We start from the raw sequence: 19721 nt of genomic DNA, 5'->3' as shown, positions 1-19721 counted from the left end.
GGCTCGTCTGGGTGGAACGGAGGCAGACCTCACCGATATCCCCCGCCGTCAAACGGGGCCCGCATGATTCTGGTCGACACATCAGTTTGGATCGACCATCTAAGAGCCGGCGACGCCACACTTGTTCAGTTGCTCAACACTGGGAGAGTGTTTACCCATCTTCCCTTTGTCATGTGGATATCGAACGATATCGAGCCGCGCTCCGCTCAGTACTGAAGTCTTGAGCAACGTCGGCGGCCCACCACGTGGGGTGGGCCACAACCAGAATTACCTGACCAATCGCGGCTTCCCCCCTCGCTTCGGCGAATACAGAATGTAGTACGGACTAAACAAGAACTCCGTTGCCACCATCGCCGCCGCAAACGTTGGAAAGTAAATCGCATGGCCCGGATCAGGCACGTGCGCTCGTTTGATTTCCCCTTCCTCCGCATCCCAGGCTTAACCGAGGTACCGATCGTGTGCGTAGAACCACACGACATAACCTTCGCGAGGGAATGACGGCGGCAATGTCGGGGGTTGCCCCTTGCCACCTCGTTTGCCGGCTCCGCCCGCGGTTCCAACACCTTGTGGGATGGTGCCGCTATCGTTCGACTCTTCCATTTCGCCTCCATTTCGAAGTTATACCCTGGGGACAGAATTCATCATGGCAGTTCCTTCGTCACTCGCGTTTCAGTAACTTCCGAGTTTTTCCGCGATTTCGCGACAGCTACGCCGAGTCTCCAAAGACGGCGACTCTTTCCAGATACCTGGGGGGCGCAACTTGATGACTGTCGATAACAGTGGTGGATTGAACGATCACGGAGCCGAGTTCAATCGGGGGACATCGGGATCAATGGAGGACATCGCTCAAGGCATGAAACCAGTGTCATTTGACGATGTAATCGCGCCATCAAACCCATGGAGGCGGGATATGTGCACTACTTTGGCATTGGACGACGAACTTCTTGCGAAAGCGCAGGCATTCACTGGCTTGCACGAGAAGTCAGCATTGAACCGGGAGGCCCTCAAGGTTCTCATCGAACGCGAAAGCGCTCGCCGTTTAGCTCGACTGAGGGGAAGTGAAACTGATCTCACCGACATCGCGCACCGCCAGACGAAGCCAGCGACTTGAATTGGCCGCAAATATTCTTCACTAAAGGCAAACGGTGTTCGCCACCTGACGCGAACACCTGCGCCACCACACGCCAATACACTCCGCAACGCATTTTGCAGGTCTAGTCGACACGCCATGCCTGAGGTTTCTGCTTCTGCGCTTTGCGGCGGGCAACCGCACCGTGAGCATTTGTTTTCCTGCTTACCGATGGCATAAGCGCAGCTCGCGATCAGCTAGGCCATTCGTCGGAAACGATGCACCGAAAGTGTATCCGTCACAGCGCCGGCAAACTGGTCAAACCGACACGCTGGAAATGTTCCGCGGTTTTCGCCTGCCCTTTGCGATAAAGGCTAAACTTCGGCGTTGTCGTTCGGCTCCGTGACGAGCTTTTGAGCGCCGGATAGCAGTGCCATTTTTCCGTCTCCATACTCCTGAAGCACTTTCGCGATAACCACCCGGTAGCCGTCAAGCCACTGAGCTTGCTTTCGTTTGGCTTCGAGGTGCTTTGGATGCCTCACCAGTTGCATCAGCGCTTCCTCAGTCGCCCAATAGTAGACGTTCTGAATTAAGTTGCCGTCGGCGCTTTCCCAGGCTTCTTCGCCGAGATAGCCATCAATACTTGCGGCAATTTCCGCAATCTGCTGGTCAAGTCGATGGAACTCGTCGTTGTATTGCCCTGCGCGAAAGATGAACGTGGATGAGTACATACTGCCCTTTCCTTGCGAATTGTCTGCGGTTTGAGACGCGTGAAGAATTGCGGACGCTACTTAAGCAACTTCAGGCAAGCGCGTAGTATAGGCGTGCCTTCCTGGAGTTGACGCACCGGCATGAGTGCTGCAATAGGCACCGTTGTGCAGAGCCCAAGCCACCGACTTGCCGTCGACGGTCACTCGCCGGCAGAACACCGGCGCCCCCTTCCCGGTCTTCCTGAGCACAAGCGTGCCGCAGAGCGTAGCCGGCTCCAACTTCAAGAATTGCCGATGCTCGTTTTTTGATAGCCGTCCGTGCGGCTTATCGGCCAACATGCGCCCATCCAGCTGGGCGATGGCAGTACGCGGATATCCCGTCAGCGCAAGCCAAGCCGACTGCTGGCAACTTGGAAGCGATGCCAGAGCGATCGGCTTCAAGCAGAACTGCTGGGAAACCTCGGGGACGATGCAGTCCTCCACTGCCATTCCACTCATGATGCCGAACATGCCCACCGGTTTACCTTCGCCGGCCGCACTGGCGCAGCCGGCGAACGCGCCACTCTCCTCATCCCGGCAGGTCAATGAAGCAAAGGACCTGGCACTCGCGTACGTGGGCTCACGGGACGATCAGGGCCATGAGCGGCGCTGCGCCGCGTTGTTGGCCGCGCTCGCCTGGACCTATCGCCAGTTCAGTCAGACGGGCGGCGCCGACATGGAGGGGGTACACCGGAACCTGACGCAGCACTTGGCGCGCTCATGCCGTGAAGGCAACGACGCCGAGACATTGGCTGACGCTCTTGCAGACCTTCACCTTGAAAAAGTGTGCGGGGATGAGTCTCGATATCTCTCCCCAGTTCATGTACAGCTCGCCCATGACGTGCTCGCCGCGTTCGATATTCGCGTGGACGCGCACAAGCTCCTGAGCAAACTGATCGAGAACTTGCCTGAGTCGCACGGGGGAAATGATAACGGCGTCGATGAGCTCTACCGGTCTGCGCTATGCGCGTGGGTGGCTATCGAACCGCCGGAGTCGGGTGGGAAGCGGGTACGCGGGATCGCCAGGGACAGGATTCTCAATATGGTCGATGGCAAACTGAATTTGAGTAGGTTAGGGTTGGGGCGTCTGCCCGAATTGCCCGCGGGCCTCGCGGCGCTTGATGCACGCGACAACCAACTGACCGAACTGCCAGCATTGCCCGCGGGCCTCACGCAACTCTGGGCGTATGACAACCGGCTGAGCGAGTTGCCGAAACTCCCTGCGAGCCTCACGTCGCTCAACGTGCATGACAACCAGTTGACCCAACTGCCGGAATTGCCCGCGAGCCTCGCGCACCTCTGGGTGTATGACAATCAACTGACCGAGCTACCGGAACTACCTGCGAACCTCGCGCTACTCAACGTCAGCGGCAATCGATTGACCGATCTGCCCGCGAGCGTTTTGCGCATGCCGCGCAATGCAATGGTAATAACCTTCGACAACCCGTTCTCGGCTGGCTTCCTGCGACGACTGGATGCGGCCACATCCGCACCAGGGTATAACGGGCCTCAGTTTCACTTCTCGATGGCGACTGCCGGGGTCAGCACTGCAACGTTGCGTCCTCTTCCCGTAGCGGTTCGGGACTGGTTCAGCAACAACGAACAGGCGCAGGCGCACCAATGGCAAAAGCACAGCGAGGAAGCGCATGCCGCGGAATTCTCTCTGTTTCTGGACCGTTTGAGAGAATCCGTCAATTACAACGCCGGCTTCAAGACGGCGGTCGCCCATTGGCTATCCACGCTCGCGCGGGATGGGGAGCTTCGTCAGCTAGCCTTCCGGGTCGTCCAAGGGGCCACCGAGTCCTGCGAGGACCGGGTCGCGCTCACTTATAACGACCTGACGAAACTCAGTCATGCGCACGCCATCACCCGTGGCGAATACGATGCCAGGCTCGACGAGATCGTCGACCGTGGGCGCGGCGCATTTCGCTTGGACGCCCTGGAGAAGATCGCCCGCAAGAAAGCCCAGGCGTTACCACTGGTCGACGAAATCGAAGTCTATCTGGCCTATCAGGTCCAATTGCGCGATCGCCTGAAATTGCCCAATGACATCGCGGACATGCGCTTCTTCCATGTCTCCGGGGTGACACCGCGGGATCTGTGGGACGCCGAGCAAGAAGTTCGCGCTCGAGAGTCCACGGAGTTCCCTCGATATTTCCTGGCCGAATGGGCGCCCTGGCAGCAGGTGCTGGCGCGGTTGGACCCTGATGGGACAGAGCGAGCGCATCAAAAATTGCACGACATGCTCCCCGGTTACGATCAGGCAGTGGTGACGCGGCTGACCAAACTTAACTTGCCAAGAGATCAAGACACGCAATCCCAGGTCGGGGTCAGCATCATGAAGGCACAGCAGTTTGAGGTCTATAAGGCGCTCACTCGGGAGTTCCTTCGCAAGCGCGGCGAGGAAGCGCTCATGGACCGGATCATGGGCACTGACAACCGGTGGCAGCTTCAGCTTCGGCATCGATCCGAGCCGGCCCTGGGCACCACCGCCCCCTGAAAACACTCGTCATCTGCCCGCCGCAACGCTTCCCCTTCCACCAGTACGCATGGCGCGCCACTACCTCCGCAATTTTTCGCCGCGACTTGGGAAAACGATCGAAACCTTTCGAGTGTCGACGCCGAACTCGATGAGATTCGGACGTTACTGAATCTCAAGTCACTTCACGGCTGTCATGATCGGCTTGCTCCCCCCAATCAGCCTTGTTTCCGCTTTGGAGATCATCATGAGCAAGTCGAAGGAGGAAGGTAAGAAATCACAGGCAGTCCCGTCGAAGAAACGTCGCAAAGCCGGCCACGGACTGAAGGTGCCGCACGTGTTGTCGCGCAAGGGGTATGTCATCTGGTTTCACGACCATGGCAAGTACCTTGGACTCGCCTGGAACGACACGTCCGAGGAAATCGAGCGCGCCCACGTTACCGATGCCGATCACGCGATTTACTTCGAGACGTTCGCGCAAGCGATGGTCGCGTCGGACAAATTCATCAGCCCTTGCCGCGTATTGCACTCGCGCGGGCCCGGTAAACGACCCAAGCTGATGGGGTAGTTGAACGCGTTCGATGACCTGCCGATGAATGGCAGGCCCTCGACTGCTGTTTCGCAGCCACAAGGAAAGTGGTGCGCCGAGGCGGCCTGCACTCACACAGTCAGGCTGCCTTGGTCAGAAAGTGCGTCGCCGCAACCAGCGCTGTACTGACCGTAACGACCACGCCGATGAAACGCCATGTCAGCGCGTCCATACCAGACCGCAACTCGCTGAACCCACGGTGCATTTCCGCACGTAACTCGCCGAAGCCGCTATGCATCTCGGTGCGCACCTTGGTGAATTCTTGATGCATCTCGGTACGCAATTCACTAGAGCTCTCGTGTATCTCGGTACGCAGTTCACTAGAGCTCTCGTGTATCTCGGTACGCAGTTCACTAAAGCTCTCGTGTATCTCGGTACGCAGTTCACTAAAACCCTCATGCATTTCAGTGCGCACCTTGGTGAACTCGTGATGCATCTCAGTGCGGACCTTCGCGCACTCCTGATGAATCTCCGTCCGCAAGGTCCCCTCTACCCGAGCGAGGTCTTCCCTCGTTGCAAGCATCGGCATCACGGCCTCTATACCCGAAAGCCGTTCGTGCAACGAGCCTTCTTCGGGCCTGGCTCGCGCCTCTGATTGGTGGCCCTTCGCGCGAGACATACGCGAATCAATTTTCCGGAGTGTTCCCATCTTCATCTGCACCTTCTGTCGCGCTTGCCCATACGATCCGCAAATGCCGACACATTGAATTACGACGCGCAAAGCGAAAGATATTGCGCGAAAACCATAGTTTTTTCAGGGAGTCTTTCGATCTCCCCACATGCACCTTTCGCTGGATGAGAACCACTCTATCCTCGCCCTACCCGTTTCGGTTCTGCGTACCCGCGACACGCCTCCCCTCGAGATGGGCGACAATCTCCTGCGCGGTCGCTCTCGCGCTTCGCATGACCCCGATCAGCGTCGCCGACGCGTAGCCCGTCCATTCGCCATAGCCCACCAGCCAGAGTCTCGGCTCATCGGCGGCGCGCGTGCCCGACACTCTTATCCGCCCTTGCGCGTCGGCAAGCCGCAGCCGCTCCAGGTGCACCAGCGCCGGCTGAAACCCGGTGCACCAGATCACGACGTCGACGCGTGAATGCGCGCCGTCCTGCCACATCACGCCGTCCTCGACGAAACTCGCGAACGGCCGCACCGCATGCAGCACATCCCGCTCTCTTGCCTCGCGCACCGACGGCACCATGACGATGTCGCCGAGCCCGTCCTTCGGATACGGATCGGGCTCGCCGCGTTGCGCCGCCTGCCATCGCGCCGTCGCACGTTCGAACAGCACACGCCCGTCGACGTCATCCGGCAGATAGGACGGCGGCGCAAGCGTGACCCATGTGGCCTCGCTCGATCGCGACACCTCGGCATAGATCTGTGCGCCTGAGTTGCCGCCGCCGACAACCAGCACCTTCAAGCCGCGCAACGTCTGCGGCCCGCGATAGTCGGCCGAGTGCATCTGGCGCCCCCGGAACGTCGTCTGCCCCGGGTACGACGGCCGGTACGGCGCATGCCACGAACCCGTTGCGCTGACGACCGTCTGTGCCAGCCAATCGCCACGATCGGTCTGCACCCAAAGCCCGTCGTCCCGGGAGACGACCGCCGACACGTGCACGGGCCGGCGCACCGGCACGGCGTAGCGTGCTTCGTACTCGCGCAAATACGTCACGATGTCGTCGCGCGACGGATAGTGCCGCTCGCCGCCCCGCATCGGCCAACCTGGCAACGAACTCCACTGCGCCGGCGAAAAAAGCTGCAACGAGGGCCACGCGTTTTGCCATGCCCCACCGGCCGCAGGTCGATCGTCGAGCACGACGTAGTTCACCTTCCAGCGGCGCAGGAAATACGCTGTCGCCAGCGCCGACTGTCCGCCGCCAATCACCAGCGTGTCGACGTGCCGCATCGCTGCAGCATCGCGCTCTCTCATGCCGCCGCCTCCTCATGCGACTGCGCACGCGGCCCGACCTGACGGAAATAGCGCCCCGGCGACTCGCCGAACGCGCGCCGGAACATTGCGATGAAGTTGCTCGGCGTCGAATAACCGAGCGAATCGGCGATCGTGCTGACGGGTTCGCCCTTGGCCAGTCGCTCGAGCGCACTGACCAGTCGCGCCTGCTGGCGCCACTGCGTGAAGCCCATGCCCGTCTCGGCAACGAACAGCCGCCTCGCCGTGCGCGACGACACCCCGGCACGGTGCGCCAGCGTCTCCAGCGATGTGTGCGCGCCCAGATCGTCGAGCACGGCGCGGGCGATGCGCATTGCCCGCGTGTCGCTGGGCATCGGCAAACCGAGCGGCTCGGCGGGCGAGCGCTCGATTTCATCGACGAGCACTTGCGACAGACGCATCTCGTCCTCGGTCAATTCCTCGCGCGCCGCCCACGACGACGCCCGATTGACCAGCGCCGCCAGCAACTCCGAGACACCGACCACACGCGGCACATCGGGCAAACCTGTTGCCGCATGCGGGGCCACCAGCACGATCCATCCGCTCACGACGCCGGTTAGCGACACGCGATGCGTCATTCCCGGCGGAATCCAGCCGGCGCGATACGGCGGCAGCAACCAGGCGCCCATCGGCGTGTGCACGTGCACCAGTCCCGAATGGATGCAGAACAACTGTCCGCGCACGTGCGAATGCCAATCCAACTCTCGAGTCCCGACGCGGAAAAGGCTGCGCTCCTGGTCGCGGCCCCCGAATGCCCACACGGGCGGGCCATCCAGGCGGTCATTCGGCTTGGCGCGGGCGAACGGCGTATTGTCCAGCGCAATCCGGGGCGTCAACACCGGCAGATGTGGCAGATCGGTCAGCATGGCTTTGTCCGTTTCGCATTGTTTTATGACCAAACGATGTTATCAGGTCAACGGAAAGCGCGCAGACAATGGCGGAAGTACCACTGCCGGCCGCCTCGCGGCGGCTCATCTACATCATGTCAGCCTTGCATGTCACCATCATCGGCGCGGGTCTGGGCGGCCTGTGCCTTGCCCAGGGGCTACGCCGCGCCGGGATCTCGTTCGACGTCTACGAGCGCGACGAGGCACCCGCTGCCCGCTTCCAGGGATACCGCCTGCGCATCGACGCGGACGGCTTCGACGCCCTGTCCCAATGCGTTCCCGAAGGGTACGCCGAGCGTTTGCGCGAGCGGGCCGCCATCGCGCGCATGGGGGGGCGCTTCGTCACGCCACAGCTCGACACCGCCAACGTCGTGCTGCCGCCGAGCTGGCACGACTCGCACGCCGACACGAGTGAGAACGACCACCGCCGTCGCGAACCGTCGGCCGCGGCACGTCGCCATTCGGCGTCCGACGGCATTCCCGGCGACCTCAGCCTGCACCGCCAGACGCTGCGCGAAGTTCTGCTCGACGGCATTCTCGAGCACGTGCATTTCGGCAAGGCCTTCGTGCGCACGACGAGCGACGCATACGGTCGCCGCATTGCGCACTTCGAAGACGGCTCCTGCAGCGCCCCAGGCCTCGTGGTCGCCGCCGACGGCACGCACTCCCGCGTGCGCGAATACGTGTTGCCGGGCATGGCGCCGCATGCCACGGGCAATGTCTGCATCTACGGCCTCACGCCGCTCACCACCGCGCTGCTCGTGCTCATGGACCGCCATGGCGAGGCGACGGTGATGGAAGGCAGCACGGTCGTCTTTGCGGACGGGTTCGCCGTCGTCATCGAGGCCATGCTCTTTCGCCGCCCGTCGTCGTCCGCCTCGCCGACGTCGCCGACCACGCACGTCGAACCGGGCCACATGCCGCTCACTCCCGTGTCCGATTACCTGTACTGGGCGTTCATCGGACCGTCGGAGACACTGCTCGGTCCGCCGCCTATCAACGCCGAGTTCAGTGGCTGCGCGCCGCTCGCACGCATCGAATCGTTGGCCGAAACGTGGCACCCGCACCTGCGTTCGCTGTTCACGCACGCCGCACCCGACACGGTCCGCACAATGCCGGTGCGCAGCACGACCAGCCCGCTGCCGTGGCAGATCGACGGTGTGACGGGGCTCGGCGATGCCGTCCACACGATGAGCCCCGCGGGCGGCCTTGGCGCCAATACGGCGCTGCGTGACGCCCAACGGCTGGCGGCGCATCTGCGGGATGTCGCGGATGGACACGCCACGCTTGCGCAAGCCATCTCGTCGTACGAGCGCGACATGTGCGAGCGTGCACGCGAAGCGGTCCGCCTGGCCGACGCCGGCGCAGCGCTGCTCAACGCGCGACGTCAGCCGCCGCACGCGCGGACGAATTCCGCCGCGGACGCCATCCATCTGTGAGACGTCGCCGCTCCCGTGTTACTTTTACGGCAACGTTAAAGCGCGCGAGGAGTGACCATGTACACGGTAATGGGCATCACGGGGCGAGTTGGCGGGGTGATCGGGCACGATCTGCTCACGGCGGGACTCCCGCTGCGTGCCATCGTTCAGGACGCCGTTCGATCGAGTCGATGGGCGACGCTGGGCGGCGAGATCGCGGTGGCGGAACACGGCGACGTCGATGCGCTCACCAACGCCTTCCGGGGCAGCGAGGCCGTCTTCGTGATGCTGCCGCCCAACGCCGACCCAGAACCCGACTTCTCGCACGCGCGGCATCTGATCGACGCCATCCGACAGGCGCTGGCGGCCACGCGTCCGAAGCGGGTGGTGTGCCTGTCGAGCATTGGCGCGGACCACGACGCGCCAAGCCTGCTCACGGCACTGAGCATGTTCGAGACGGCGATGGTTTCCGTCTCGCTGCCGGTGACCTTCCTGCGCCCCGCATGGCTGATGGAGAACTTCGCTTGGGACATCGCCCCGGCACGCGAGCGCGGCGTGCTCCCGAGCTATCTGCAACCCGTAGAGCGTGCCATTGCGATGGTCTCGACGAGCGACGTCGGGCATTTCGCGGCGCGTGCCATGCAGGACGACTTCCACGACGAGCGCATCTGGGAAATCGAAGGCCCTGAGCGTTATTCTCCCGACGACATTGCAGCCGCGCTGGCGCGTGCGCTGGTGCGCGACGTGCATGCCGAAGCCGTACCACGCGCCGCCTGGGATCCGCTGTTCCGTGCGCAGGGTATGCGCAATCCGCTGCCGCGCATCCAGATGCTCGACCGCTTCAATGACGACACCTTCCATTTCCGCGACGGCGGTAAACACGCCCTGCGCGGTGACGTCACGCTCAACGAAGCGATTGCGGCACTCGTGCGCGAGAGCTGACGCGAGGCGCCGTCAGCACGGCGAATCCGTCGAATCGCATCGGCTCATGCGCCGCCACACGACGGCGTTTGCGCCAACAGCGCGGGCCATTGCCGCGCCCAGTCGCCGTCATGAGCAACACCGGCCACCACTGGCGTGCTCACGCACTTGCCGCCTGCCGCCTGCGCGAATCGGCGAGCCACTTCCGGCGGCACGACCGTGTCCTGTGAGCTGGCGAAGTGAATCTGCGGGATCGTCGCGACCTGACGGGCGACGTCGATCGGGTTGCGCGACGCGGGCATGGGCGAGACCTGGTGCAACCGATTGACGTACTCGACATCGAGATTGCCTGCCACCGTACGCAGCGACGTCACGTCCCGGCGATGCGCGGCGACGAGCACCGCAATCGCACCGCCGCCCGAGTAGCCGATCAACTCGACCGGCTGTCCCGGCACACGCGAGGCCACTTGTCCGACGGCCGCGTCCATCGCGGCGACGACTTCCGGCGCGAACCGCTTGCCGGTCCAGTACGCCATTTCGCAGCGCGGGTTGTCCTGCATCGGTGTGTACTGGCACGGGCGTGCGAGATACACCACGTTCGCCGCGGGATCGACTGCCGCGAGTGCGAGCCCTGTCGCAGCCACCGGCGTCGGATCGAGCGACGGCTCCGTGCGCGACACCCACGCCAGACCATCGCCCTCGATATAGATGCGCACCGGCTTGTCCGTTCGCGTGATGCGGGAGAAGGCCGTGAGCTTGAAATCGCCGGCTGCCAACACTTCCCGGTGAAGCCCCGCCGGCTGCGCGAGCGCGTCGGCATGCGCATTGCGATCCAGGCTTGTGCAGCCGGAGACCCATGTCAGTACAACGAGCGCCGTCGCACCGAGCAAAGCGCGCCCTGGCGCAGGCGGCGTCGCATCGTATCGGCGCGAGCGCACGTCAGCTCGCGGCATGACGATAAGCGCTCACGAAGGATTCCAATGCCTGCGCCACCCGGTCGACCACCGGTTGCCACTGCGCGATAGCCGTCTGCCGGAAAAGACGCATACCGGGATACCACGGCGAGTCGTCGCGGTCGAGCAACCAGCGCCAGTCGGGAACGAACGGCAGCAGCACCCAGACCGGACGTCCCATCGCCCCGGCCAGATGCACGGGCGAAGAGTCCACCGAGATCAGCAGATCGGCGAGATGCAGGATGGCCGCCGTGTCTTCGAAATCGCGAATCTCGTCGCTCAGCGACACCATCGACATGCCGGCCGGCGGCGTAGCGGCCTGCGCCGAGGCAGGGCCTTTCTGAATCGACAGGAACGTCGCACCGCTCCCGCCCAGCGGTGCGAGCTGTTCGAGCGCCATGGAGCGGTTGCTGTCGTTGACGTGCTCCGGCCGCCCTGCCCACACCACTGCCACCCACGGTCGAGGTACGTCGGTCAGACGCTCGCGCCAGTGCGCGACACGCGCTGGATCGGCACTCAGGTACGCGGTGTCGCCCGGCAGCTCCTCGAGCTTGAGGCCCATGGCCATCGGCAGACTCATCAGCTCGCAATGCTGATCGAAGGCGACCGGCAGCGTGCCGCGTGCGACGATGTCCGCCTCGCCCCACATGCGCTTCGCAATCGACAATGTTTCCGGATTGACCTCGAAGATCACGCGCGCCTGGCTGCGCTCACGAGCCCAGCGCGCCATGCGCATGAACTGGAACGTGTCGCCATAGCCCTGCTCGTCGTGAATGAGCAACGTCTGCCCCGGAATCGGCTGCCCCTCCCAGCGCGGACGCTGCACCTTGCGCTCGATGGACTGGGTGTGGTCGAGACTGTAGCGATAGCGATATTCCCGCCAGCCGCGCTCGAAGTCGCCCAGCAGAAGCAACGTCTCGGCAAGATCGAAGCGATTCGACAGATCGCCCGGCACCTGGCGCGCGAGCATCTCGAGAATGTCCCGGCCTTCATGCGCCTTGCCCTGGGCGCGCAGCACCATGGCGTGCAGACGCCACATCGACATTGGCGCCACGCCGCCCGCCAGCACCTCGCGCAACAGCACTTCGGCGCCGGCATAGTCCTTCGCGTTCACCCGTGCCACGATGGCTTCGTGTGCGGCCACGAGCGCCGGCGTCGGTCCTGACGCCGCAACGGAAGCCAACGCCCCTTGCTCGGCCAGCGTGTCATCGCCGCGCACGCTCTGTGCCCCCGCCGCCTCTCGCGCTGCGATGCCGGCCTGCACGGCGGCGAGTGCGGAGCGCGCATCGGCGCTCTCCGGTTGAAGCGCGACGGCGTCGCGCGCATGGACGAGTGCTTCGTCCAGGCGACCGGTCAAATGCAGAATGCGCGCTCGCGCGACGAGCGTGGACGGATGCCGAGGCGCAAACGCCGACATCGCTTCGACGATCTGCATGGCAGCGGTCGCGTTGCCCTGCGAGAGTTCGACATCGGCGAGATTGCGATAGGCGTCGACGAATTCGGGCGCGAGTTCGATGGCGCGCCGCGCCATTGCCGCCGCCTCGGTAACGCGCCCTTGCGCGCTCAACAGCGCCGCGAGATTACTGTGCGTGTCGGGGCGTTGCGGATCGAGTTCGAGCGCGCGGCGGTAATGGGCTTCGGCCTTATCGAATTGACGCAGCAGATTCGCCGTGTTGCCAAGGTTGTTGTGGGCGTCGGCGGACGTGGGCAGCAGTTCGGTCACGCGCGTGAGAGACATCAGGCTCTCTTCAAGCTGCCCCGCTTCCTGCAGCACGATGCCGAGGTTGTTCCATCCGGCGGCGAATGCGGGATCGATGGCCACGGCGCGCCGGGCGGCGGCCAGCGCCTCGTCGAGACGCCCCGCCTGACGACACATTTCCGCCAGATCCGACCAACAGGATGCCGGCGCCCGCGGAGCGCGGCAGGTCGTGCGCAAATGTTCGATCGCCATATCGCGCTTGCCGTACGCGTGCGCCATCAGCCCCAGCAGGTAGTGGGCGTCCGGGTCGTCGGGAGAGACTTCGAGAATACGGCGGCAGAGTGTTTCCGCCTGCGCGGACTGCCCCGCCTGCCAATGGGAATGCGCCAGCGCCATCGCCTGCGCGAACGTCAACGTACCGGGGGAAGAGGAAGACATTGGAAAGGGTTCGGGGAGCGCCGGACAATGCGCGATACTTTCATGCCGGTCGCGGCCATGTCAATGGCCGCGACCGGCATTCCGCCCGACTTCCGGCAGCGATCAGAAGCGCTGCTGCACACGCACGATGCCCGTGTGCGAGACGAAACCCGATCCGGCCTGCAGGTCGTAGCGAATCGACGCGCTCAGGTTGTTCGAGCGCACCAGCGTCAGACCCAGCGCGACGTCCGCCAGGTTCGACACCGGCGTGGCGCCCACGCTGGTAAAGCCAGTCTGGCCGAGCGGGTCCGCGGCGAAGCTGGCCGACGTCGCCTGACGCGTACGGTTGTACTCATGCACCCAGCGCACGCTCAGCTCCGGCACCCAGGTTCCTGCCGACGTCTCGAAAGGCACCGCGAACTTCGCACCGAGCGCACTGCGCACCGAGCTCGCCCCGGCGCTGCCGACCGTCAGCGCGGTGCCGTTGCCGCCGGTTTCCGTGTAGCTGTTCTGGTTGAGATAGCTATACGTGACGCTCGCGAGCGGCGTGACAACAGCACGGCCCAGTGCCAGCGGCCAGCCGAACTCGGCGCTTGCCACGTATTGCTGACCGTTGAAGTTGCCGTTGGCCGTACCGCTGAAACCCTGCATCGTCACGAATCGCTTCGTGTCGTAGCGCTGCAGCACCACCGAGCCCGACAGGTTCACGTACCACGGCTCGCCGGTGTACGCGGCGTAACCGATCAGACCGTAGCCGTTGACGCCGGTCGAGTTGCCGGACGTGCTGCCGTCGTTGTTGATATTGGTGCGCGAGAACTGGAATGCGCCGCCTGCGCGCCAATGATCGCCGAAGGCGCGATCCGCCCCCACGAGGAGGCCACCGTAGTTGGCGCTGTAGCCGTCCACGCCATCACGCTGGGACTGGCTCGCGTGGCCGCCGAAGGCTTGCCCCCACACGCTCCACTGCGCCCCGCTGTCGCCGGTGGCGACGCCCGTACCGCCTGCCTGCGCCAGACGCAGATCGTTGACGTGAGCGTTGACCACGCCGAGCGAATCGAACGTTGCCGCACCGGCTGCACGCGCATTCTGCGACGGCGCCAGTTGCTTGCCCACGCGGTCGGCTGACGCACTCGAGCCGTCCGAGAGCGAGCCAAGCGTGGCGTTGTACAGATTCAGCAGACGCGCGTCGCTGATCCCCGTATAGCCGAGCAGGCCATACAGTGCCGACTGTGCATTCGGCGCCGACGCAATGGTTGCGTTGGTGCGCGGGTCGAACGACGGCCTCGTCACCGTGTTGCCGCCGGCGCTGCCGCCAGGCGTTATGCCGCTGCCCGGGTTCGCGCCGCCGCCCGTGCTGCCGCCGTTGCCGGGGGTGCTACCACCGTTGTCGCCCGAACCGGCGTTCGGATCCGAGACCACGGTGACGACCAGATCCCGCTTGTTGCCGTTGGCGACGTTGGCGCCGGTCGCGCCGAGCGTCGTCGAACCGTTCACGCGATACACCAGCGAGCTTTCGTTGTAATTCGCGGTCCCGGCCGTGTCGATCACGACGTAACGCTGTCCCGGCGCAAACGAGTAGCCGAGCGACTGCAGCGCGACGCGCGAACCAGCGGCCAGCGTCGTGTTGCCGCTCACCACCAGGCGTCCGTAGCCGGCGTCCGTCGTCATGTCACCGGTCGTCACGGCGTTGCTCGCCACGCCGATCTGGAGCGTTGCGCCGGCCGCCTGCGCGAAGTTGCCCGAAATCTGCACCGGCTTGTTGAACTGCAGCACCGACGCATCGTTATACGCCGTACGTGTGCCGGCCAGATCGAAATTATTGCCGATGACGAGATTGCCGCCGTTGAAACGAACATCGGCATTGGTGCTGACGATGGTGCCGCCATAGGTCGGACCGAAGCTCGTGATCGTGCCGAAAGTGCCGTTGGTCGCACCGGCAATGCGCAGATCGTTCTGCGAGCGGTTGATGACCCACCCTGCGATCACACCGGCATTGTTGATCTGGCCGATCGACGCTGTCGGCGCCTGATTGGAAATTGCGCCGCCCAACCCCGTGATCAAGCCGCCGGCCTGGTTGTTGATCGTACCGATCGCCGCAGCGTTGTCGATGCCGTAGTACGCCGCCGAAATCAGCCCTGCATTGTTGATCGCGCCAATGGTGCCGCCGTAAAGCGTGCCGCCCACCTGTTTCGGGCTGTTGTATACGCCTTGAGCAAACTCTCCCGCCGTTCCCGTGCCTGCCGTGATGACACCGTTCGTCAGATTATTGATCGCCGCGATCGCTCCACCATAATTGGCGACGCCGGCGGTACGCCCCGTGATGCTGCCGCGATTGTCGAGCGCGGTGAGCGACGAAGGCAGGTTCACGTCACCGGACGCAGCTACCATCACGCCGGTATAGCCTTTGATCTGACCGCTGTTCGTGAGGGTACCGAGCCAGCTCGTGCTCCAGACACCAACGCCGTCGGACGTGGTGACGGTCGCCTCGACCGTGCCTGTGTTGGTGAGCGAATTCAGCGAACCGGTATTGGCCACGCCAAGCGTTGCGCCGCGGATCAGACCGTCGTTGCGCAGGCTCGTCAACGCGCCAGTGTTGTTGACGCCGCCCAGGTTGTCTGACTGGATGGTGCCGCCGTTGATGATGCTGCCCACGACACCGCCCGCGTACAGACCCGAATTCAGGCCGCCCGACGACGTAATCAGGCCGTTGTTCACGATGCTGTCGATCTGGCCACCGCTGCTGCCGATTCCCAGCGCGCTATTGCTTGCCATCGTGCTAACGATCGTGCCGTTATTGGTGAGCGTGCCGATATGGCCTGTGATCGTCGCTTGCGCCGTGCCGGTAACCGAGAGATTCGCGCCGTCGAAGCTCCAGTTCGGCACCACACCGCTCGGCATGCCAGCGACCAGACGCGTCGTACCGTCGACGGTACCGAGGTATTGCGGCGTGAAGAGCGTGACGGTCAGCGTGCTGCCCACGTGGGCGCCGCTCGCGGCGAGCGACGTGGGCGCGCCGTTGAGGACGTAGCGAAGCGTGCCCTCGTTGTAGTTCACGGTGCCGACCGTGTCGATCACGACATAGCGCTGACCGGCCGCGAACGCGTAGCCCATCGACTGAAGGGCGATGGTCGAGCCCTGCGCAATCGACGTTGCGCCGCTCACGTTCAGACGCCCATAGCTGCCTTCGGTCAAGCCGCTCACGCCGATTTGCAACGTCGCATCCGCACCCTGGTCATAGTTGCCCAGGATCTGCAACGGCCGATTGACCTGCAGCAGCGCAGCGCTGTTGTGCAGCGTTCGCGCACGCCCCAGATCAACGCTATCGTTGAGCAACAGGTTACCCCGCGTGAAGTACACGTCAGCCCGCGAACTGAAGATCGTGCCGACGGCATTGCCGCCGCCGAGCCCGGCGAGCGTGCCGAACGTCGTTCCCGCAGCACCGCCGATACTGAGCGCTTGGGTCGAGTTGTTGATGATATCGCCTGCGATCGTACCCGCGTTATTGATCGTGCCGAGCGACGCACCGGCCTCCTGCACGATCGCACCAGTAAGTCCAGTGATCACGCCGCTCGCCAGGTTGTCGATCCGATCGATGACGCCGACGTTCCGAATACCGTAGACGTTGCTCGTGATCGAACCCGCGTTGCTGATCGTGCCGATCGAACTGGCCTGAACGCCAGTCCCGAAAAGCGGCACGTTTTCGATAGCGGCGGTGTTGTTCGCGAGCCCCAGTGCGGCAATTGACCCGCCCGCTAGGTTATCGATCTTCGTGATGGTTGAGCCGAAGTTCGAGATGCCGGCCAGCGCGCCGGTGATCGTGCCCGTGTTCGTGACGACGCCCACTGTGGCCGGCACGCCATTCGTAGCGTTGACCACGAGCCCCTTGAAGCCGCTGATGAGACCCTGGTTCGTCAACTGGCCGATCCTGCCCGAGTCGTTCACGCCATAACCATTGGTCGCCTGCACGGTTCCCTTGTTCACCACGGACGAGAGCGTGCCCAGGTTCGTGAGCCCGTTCGATACGCCGGTGACCGTCCCATTGTTCTCGAACGCAGTCATTGAACCGGAGTTGTTCACTGCGGCCAGCGTAGCCGTCGTGATCTGACCATTGTTCACCAAAGTACCGACGACCCCACCGTTGTAGAAGCCCGAGTTCGACGGACCGGTCGAGGCAATGCTGCCCTCGTTCACGAAGCGATCGACCGAGCCCACGCCCGCGCCGATGCCAAACGCCGACGTGCCGGTGAGCGTACCGTTGTTCGTGACCGTGCCGACCGCACCAGTGATCGTCCCGAATGTGGTGCCGCCCACCGTGAGATTTCTGCCGTCGAAGCTCCAGCCGGTGCTGCTGGCCGGTACACCGCTGTCGAGCGTCGTGGTCCCGCCGATCGTGCCCACGGCGTTCGGCGAATAGAGGGTGACGACCAGATCGACGTTATTGCCATTGCTCTGGCGCACGCCACCGCCTACGAGCGTCGAACCATTGACGACGTAGCGCAGCGAGTTTTCGTTGTACGTCGAGGGAAGCGACGAATCGATGACGATGAAACGCTGGCCCGCCGCAAACGTGTATCCCATCGAGCTGAGCGCGATGGTCGAGCCCGGTGCCAGTGTTGTCGCGCCGTTCACGACGAGACGACCATAGCCGGTGTCGCTCGCGTAAACGCCCGTAGTCACCGCGCTACCGCTTACACCGATTTCGAGCGTGCCGGCGGCATCCTGCTGGTAGTTGCCGAGAACGCTGAGGGGCTGATTGACGCGCAGTTTTGCACCGCTGTTGAACAGCGTTCGACCCGGCGACAACATGACATTGTCATTGAGCACGAGGCTGCCGCTGGTAAAACGCAGGTTCGATGCCATATTCTGGATCGTACCGACAGACGCACCGTCGGCTCCCGTGAGGGTGCCGTACGTGCCGTCGGTGGCACCGGTGATCGTCAGGTCCTGTGTCGTCGTATTGACCACGCTGCCAAGAATCGCGCCCGCATTGTGGATCGCACCGAGCGAGTCCGCGACCACGGCGATGGCCGTCGCGCCCTGGATGACTGCGCCGCCTGCGTTGTTGATCGTCCCGATCGTACCGCCGGCAATGATGCCGGTTTGCGCACCAGTGATCGTACCGCCCGCAAGGTTGTCGATCACAGCGATCGAGCCGGAATTGTTGATACCGGCACGTGCGCCGCTGATCAGACCGCCGTTCTTGATCGCCGTGATGCTCGCGCCATACACCGAGCCGCTGACGGTGACGGTGGTATTGTCGATGCCATAAACGAACTGCCCAGCGCCGGTCGCCGAAATCGTACCTGCCGGTGCATTTCCGGTTGCCGCCGTGTTGACGAGCGACGTGATGGTGCTGCCACTATTGCGTACCCCGGCACTTACGCCCTCGATCACGCCGCTGTTCGACAGTACGCCGATGGAACGCGCACCGCTCGGCATCGTTTGGCTTTCGTTGTGGACGCCGAGATCCCCGGTGATGCGACCGCCACTCTGGTTCGTCAACGTGTCGATCCGGTTGCCATTGCTCACGCCAGCGGCCCACACGGCCGATCCGCCTGCAATGCTGCCCGAATTGACCACACTTCCGATGGTGCCGAAATTCTCCACAGCGTCGGTGCCGCTCGGAGAACCTGAGACTGAGATCAAGCCCGAGTTGGACAACGTTCCAATGTGTGCGCCGTTGAGTACACCGATCGCGCCACCGGTGATCCGGCCGCTATTGTCGAGCGTACCGATCAGCGCGCCGAGATTCCGCACGCCGATGCTCGAACCCTGGATGCTCCCCGCATTCTCGATAGCGGCAATAGCGCCCTGGTTGTCGATGGCATGACCGCCGCTGCTCATGACGAGCCCACCGGCATCATTACGAATGGTGCCAATGCTCGAGTCGTTGTAGACGCCCCTACCGCCGCCGATAATCGTGCCGCCGTTCTGGATCAGGTCGACCCTCGCAGGCACGGCAACGCCCGCGGTCGAGACATTAATACCCGTCACGCCGCCCTGGATCAGGCGCGTATTTGTAATCGTCCCGATCGCACCGGTCGACGACACAGCCGTCTGTCCGGTGATGTTGCCGTTGTTGGTAAGGGTACCCAACTCGCCTGCCACGCTCACCCCTGTGGCCGCACCCCCCACGTTACCGTTGACCAACACAGAAGACGCCGGCGATGTGCCAGCCGGCGTGTTGATGACAATCCCGTTTGTGCTCCCGCTCAGGCTGGCCGACGCATCAACCGAGATAGAGGAGAAAGCCCCGTCGAGCGTGGCATTGCGCGGCCCCGTGGAAAATACGTGCAGTTGCTGCCCAGTCCACCCCCAACCGTCTCCGTTCAAGCTCCCCACGTCCAGCGGCGAGATGGAGCCATCGCTTTCCATGATCGAGCCGACGAACTGAGCTGCTGCGGGGCCCGGCGTCGCCGCGAGCACCGCGAGCGCCGCCACAGTTGCCACCTTGCGTGCCCGCCGATCCACCGAGCGAGACTTCTTGCCGTTGCTCGACGCGATTTCCGACGCCACCTGATACATGCCCAGGCTGGCGCTCCATACGACGCGGTAGACGTGGTTCATCTGGTTCCTCTGTTTGTCGGGTTCTTA

Annotated in this window: 12 protein-coding genes and 2 pseudogenes; 6 read left to right on the top strand and 8 right to left on the bottom strand. The window is 63.6% G+C overall.

Translation table 11 applies throughout. The features are described from left to right. Positions 1-63: 63 nt before the first annotated feature. Positions 64-174 (top strand): annotated as a pseudogene (locus RO07_RS26495) (VapC toxin family PIN domain ribonuclease); the annotation flags it as partial. 589 nt (positions 175-763) lie between these two features. Then, positions 764-1111, top strand: a complete 348-nt coding sequence (locus RO07_RS26885; protein WP_418303705.1) for a type II toxin-antitoxin system VapB family antitoxin — start codon at positions 764-766, stop codon at positions 1109-1111. A 332-nt stretch (positions 1112-1443) separates the two neighbouring features. Here the strand turns inward: RO07_RS26885 and RO07_RS06460 are convergent, their stop codons facing one another. Next, complete coding sequence (locus RO07_RS06460; protein WP_052267071.1) at positions 1444-1800, bottom strand: antibiotic biosynthesis monooxygenase family protein; 357 nt, start codon at positions 1798-1800, stop codon at positions 1444-1446. A gap of 166 nt (positions 1801-1966) precedes the next feature. Between RO07_RS06460 and RO07_RS06450 the strand changes: the two genes are divergently transcribed. Both RO07_RS06450 and RO07_RS06445 read left to right on the top strand, forming a co-directional pair. Further along, entirely contained in the window at positions 1967-4318 is a 2352-nt protein-coding gene (locus RO07_RS06450; RefSeq protein ID WP_147284538.1) for an NEL-type E3 ubiquitin ligase domain-containing protein, read from the top strand. 226 nt (positions 4319-4544) lie between these two features. After that, the gene (locus RO07_RS06445) at positions 4545-4865 is read left to right on the top strand and encodes a hypothetical protein (protein WP_039409111.1); all 321 of its coding nucleotides are present in this window, start codon (positions 4545-4547) and stop codon (positions 4863-4865) included. Positions 4866-4965: 100 nt separating this feature from the next. On the opposite strand, the gene RO07_RS06440 is transcribed toward RO07_RS06445, so the two are convergent. From RO07_RS06440 to RO07_RS06430, 3 genes are all read right to left on the bottom strand, one after another. Then, complete coding sequence (locus RO07_RS06440; RefSeq protein WP_147284539.1) at positions 4966-5541, bottom strand: hypothetical protein; 576 nt, start codon at positions 5539-5541, stop codon at positions 4966-4968. 163 nt (positions 5542-5704) lie between these two features. Then, a complete protein-coding gene (locus RO07_RS06435; RefSeq protein ID WP_052267069.1) occupies positions 5705-6814 on the bottom strand; it encodes an ArsO family NAD(P)H-dependent flavin-containing monooxygenase in 1110 nt (369 codons plus the stop codon). Further along, positions 6811-7698: an AraC family transcriptional regulator gene (locus RO07_RS06430; RefSeq protein ID WP_084072476.1), complete on the bottom strand. Its 888-nt coding sequence runs from the start codon at positions 7696-7698 to the stop codon at positions 6811-6813. Before RO07_RS06430 ends, RO07_RS06435 begins: the two co-directional genes overlap by 4 nt. A 68-nt stretch (positions 7699-7766) precedes the next feature. Between RO07_RS06430 and RO07_RS06425 the strand changes: the two genes are divergently transcribed. Both RO07_RS06425 and RO07_RS06420 read left to right on the top strand, forming a co-directional pair. Further along, positions 7767-9158: an FAD-dependent oxidoreductase gene (locus RO07_RS06425; protein ID WP_039409105.1), complete on the top strand. Its 1392-nt coding sequence runs from the start codon at positions 7767-7769 to the stop codon at positions 9156-9158. 57 nt (positions 9159-9215) lie between these two features. Further along, a complete protein-coding gene (locus RO07_RS06420; RefSeq protein ID WP_039409103.1) occupies positions 9216-10079 on the top strand; it encodes an NmrA family NAD(P)-binding protein in 864 nt (287 codons plus the stop codon). Positions 10080-10123: 44 nt separating this feature from the next. Here RO07_RS06420 and RO07_RS06415 read toward each other — a convergent pair whose 3' ends face one another. From RO07_RS06415 to RO07_RS06405, 4 genes and pseudogenes are all read right to left on the bottom strand, one after another. Further along, the gene (locus tag RO07_RS06415) at positions 10124-11011 is read right to left on the bottom strand and encodes a lysophospholipase (RefSeq protein ID WP_237171388.1); all 888 of its coding nucleotides are present in this window, start codon (positions 11009-11011) and stop codon (positions 10124-10126) included. Beyond that, on the bottom strand, positions 10998-12194 hold the full coding sequence (locus RO07_RS26880; protein WP_418303718.1) for a glycosyl transferase family 8: 1197 nt from the start codon (positions 12192-12194) through the stop codon (positions 10998-11000). Before RO07_RS26880 ends, RO07_RS06415 begins: the two co-directional genes overlap by 14 nt. A 168-nt stretch (positions 12195-12362) precedes the next feature. Continuing rightward, positions 12363-13106: pseudogene (locus tag RO07_RS26875) on the bottom strand (tetratricopeptide repeat protein); the annotation flags it as partial. A gap of 144 nt (positions 13107-13250) precedes the next feature. Continuing rightward, positions 13251-19694 carry an autotransporter domain-containing protein gene (locus RO07_RS06405; RefSeq protein ID WP_052267068.1) on the bottom strand — a complete coding sequence of 2148 codons (6444 nt, stop codon included), beginning with the start codon at positions 19692-19694 and terminating at the stop codon, positions 13251-13253. Positions 19695-19721: the final 27 nt, after the last annotated feature.

The sequence above is a fragment of the Pandoraea pulmonicola genome, from assembly GCF_000815105.2.
GTDB lineage: Bacteria > Pseudomonadota > Gammaproteobacteria > Burkholderiales > Burkholderiaceae > Pandoraea > Pandoraea pulmonicola.
The sequence above is the reverse complement of the archived record's forward strand: the minus strand, read 5'-3'. Positions and strand labels throughout refer to the sequence as shown.

What these genes read in the sequence shown, in the direction of transcription:
- RO07_RS06430 (WP_084072476.1), bottom strand. Translation starts at nt 7,698, where the DNA reads ATGCTGACCGATCTGCCACATCTGCCGGTGTTGACGCCCCGGATTGCG.
- RO07_RS06445 (WP_039409111.1), top strand. Translation starts at nt 4,545, where the DNA reads ATGAGCAAGTCGAAGGAGGAAGGTAAGAAATCACAGGCAGTCCCGTCG.
- RO07_RS06405 (WP_052267068.1), bottom strand. Translation starts at nt 19,694, where the DNA reads ATGAACCACGTCTACCGCGTCGTATGGAGCGCCAGCCTGGGCATGTAT.
- RO07_RS06415 (WP_237171388.1), bottom strand. Translation starts at nt 11,011, where the DNA reads ATGCCGCGAGCTGACGTGCGCTCGCGCCGATACGATGCGACGCCGCCT.
- RO07_RS06440 (WP_147284539.1), bottom strand. Translation starts at nt 5,541, where the DNA reads ATGAAGATGGGAACACTCCGGAAAATTGATTCGCGTATGTCTCGCGCG.
- RO07_RS06435 (WP_052267069.1), bottom strand. Translation starts at nt 6,814, where the DNA reads ATGAGAGAGCGCGATGCTGCAGCGATGCGGCACGTCGACACGCTGGTG.
- RO07_RS06425 (WP_039409105.1), top strand. Translation starts at nt 7,767, where the DNA reads ATGGCGGAAGTACCACTGCCGGCCGCCTCGCGGCGGCTCATCTACATC.
- RO07_RS26885 (WP_418303705.1), top strand. Translation starts at nt 764, where the DNA reads ATGACTGTCGATAACAGTGGTGGATTGAACGATCACGGAGCCGAGTTC.
- RO07_RS06420 (WP_039409103.1), top strand. Translation starts at nt 9,216, where the DNA reads ATGTACACGGTAATGGGCATCACGGGGCGAGTTGGCGGGGTGATCGGG.
- RO07_RS06460 (WP_052267071.1), bottom strand. Translation starts at nt 1,800, where the DNA reads ATGTACTCATCCACGTTCATCTTTCGCGCAGGGCAATACAACGACGAG.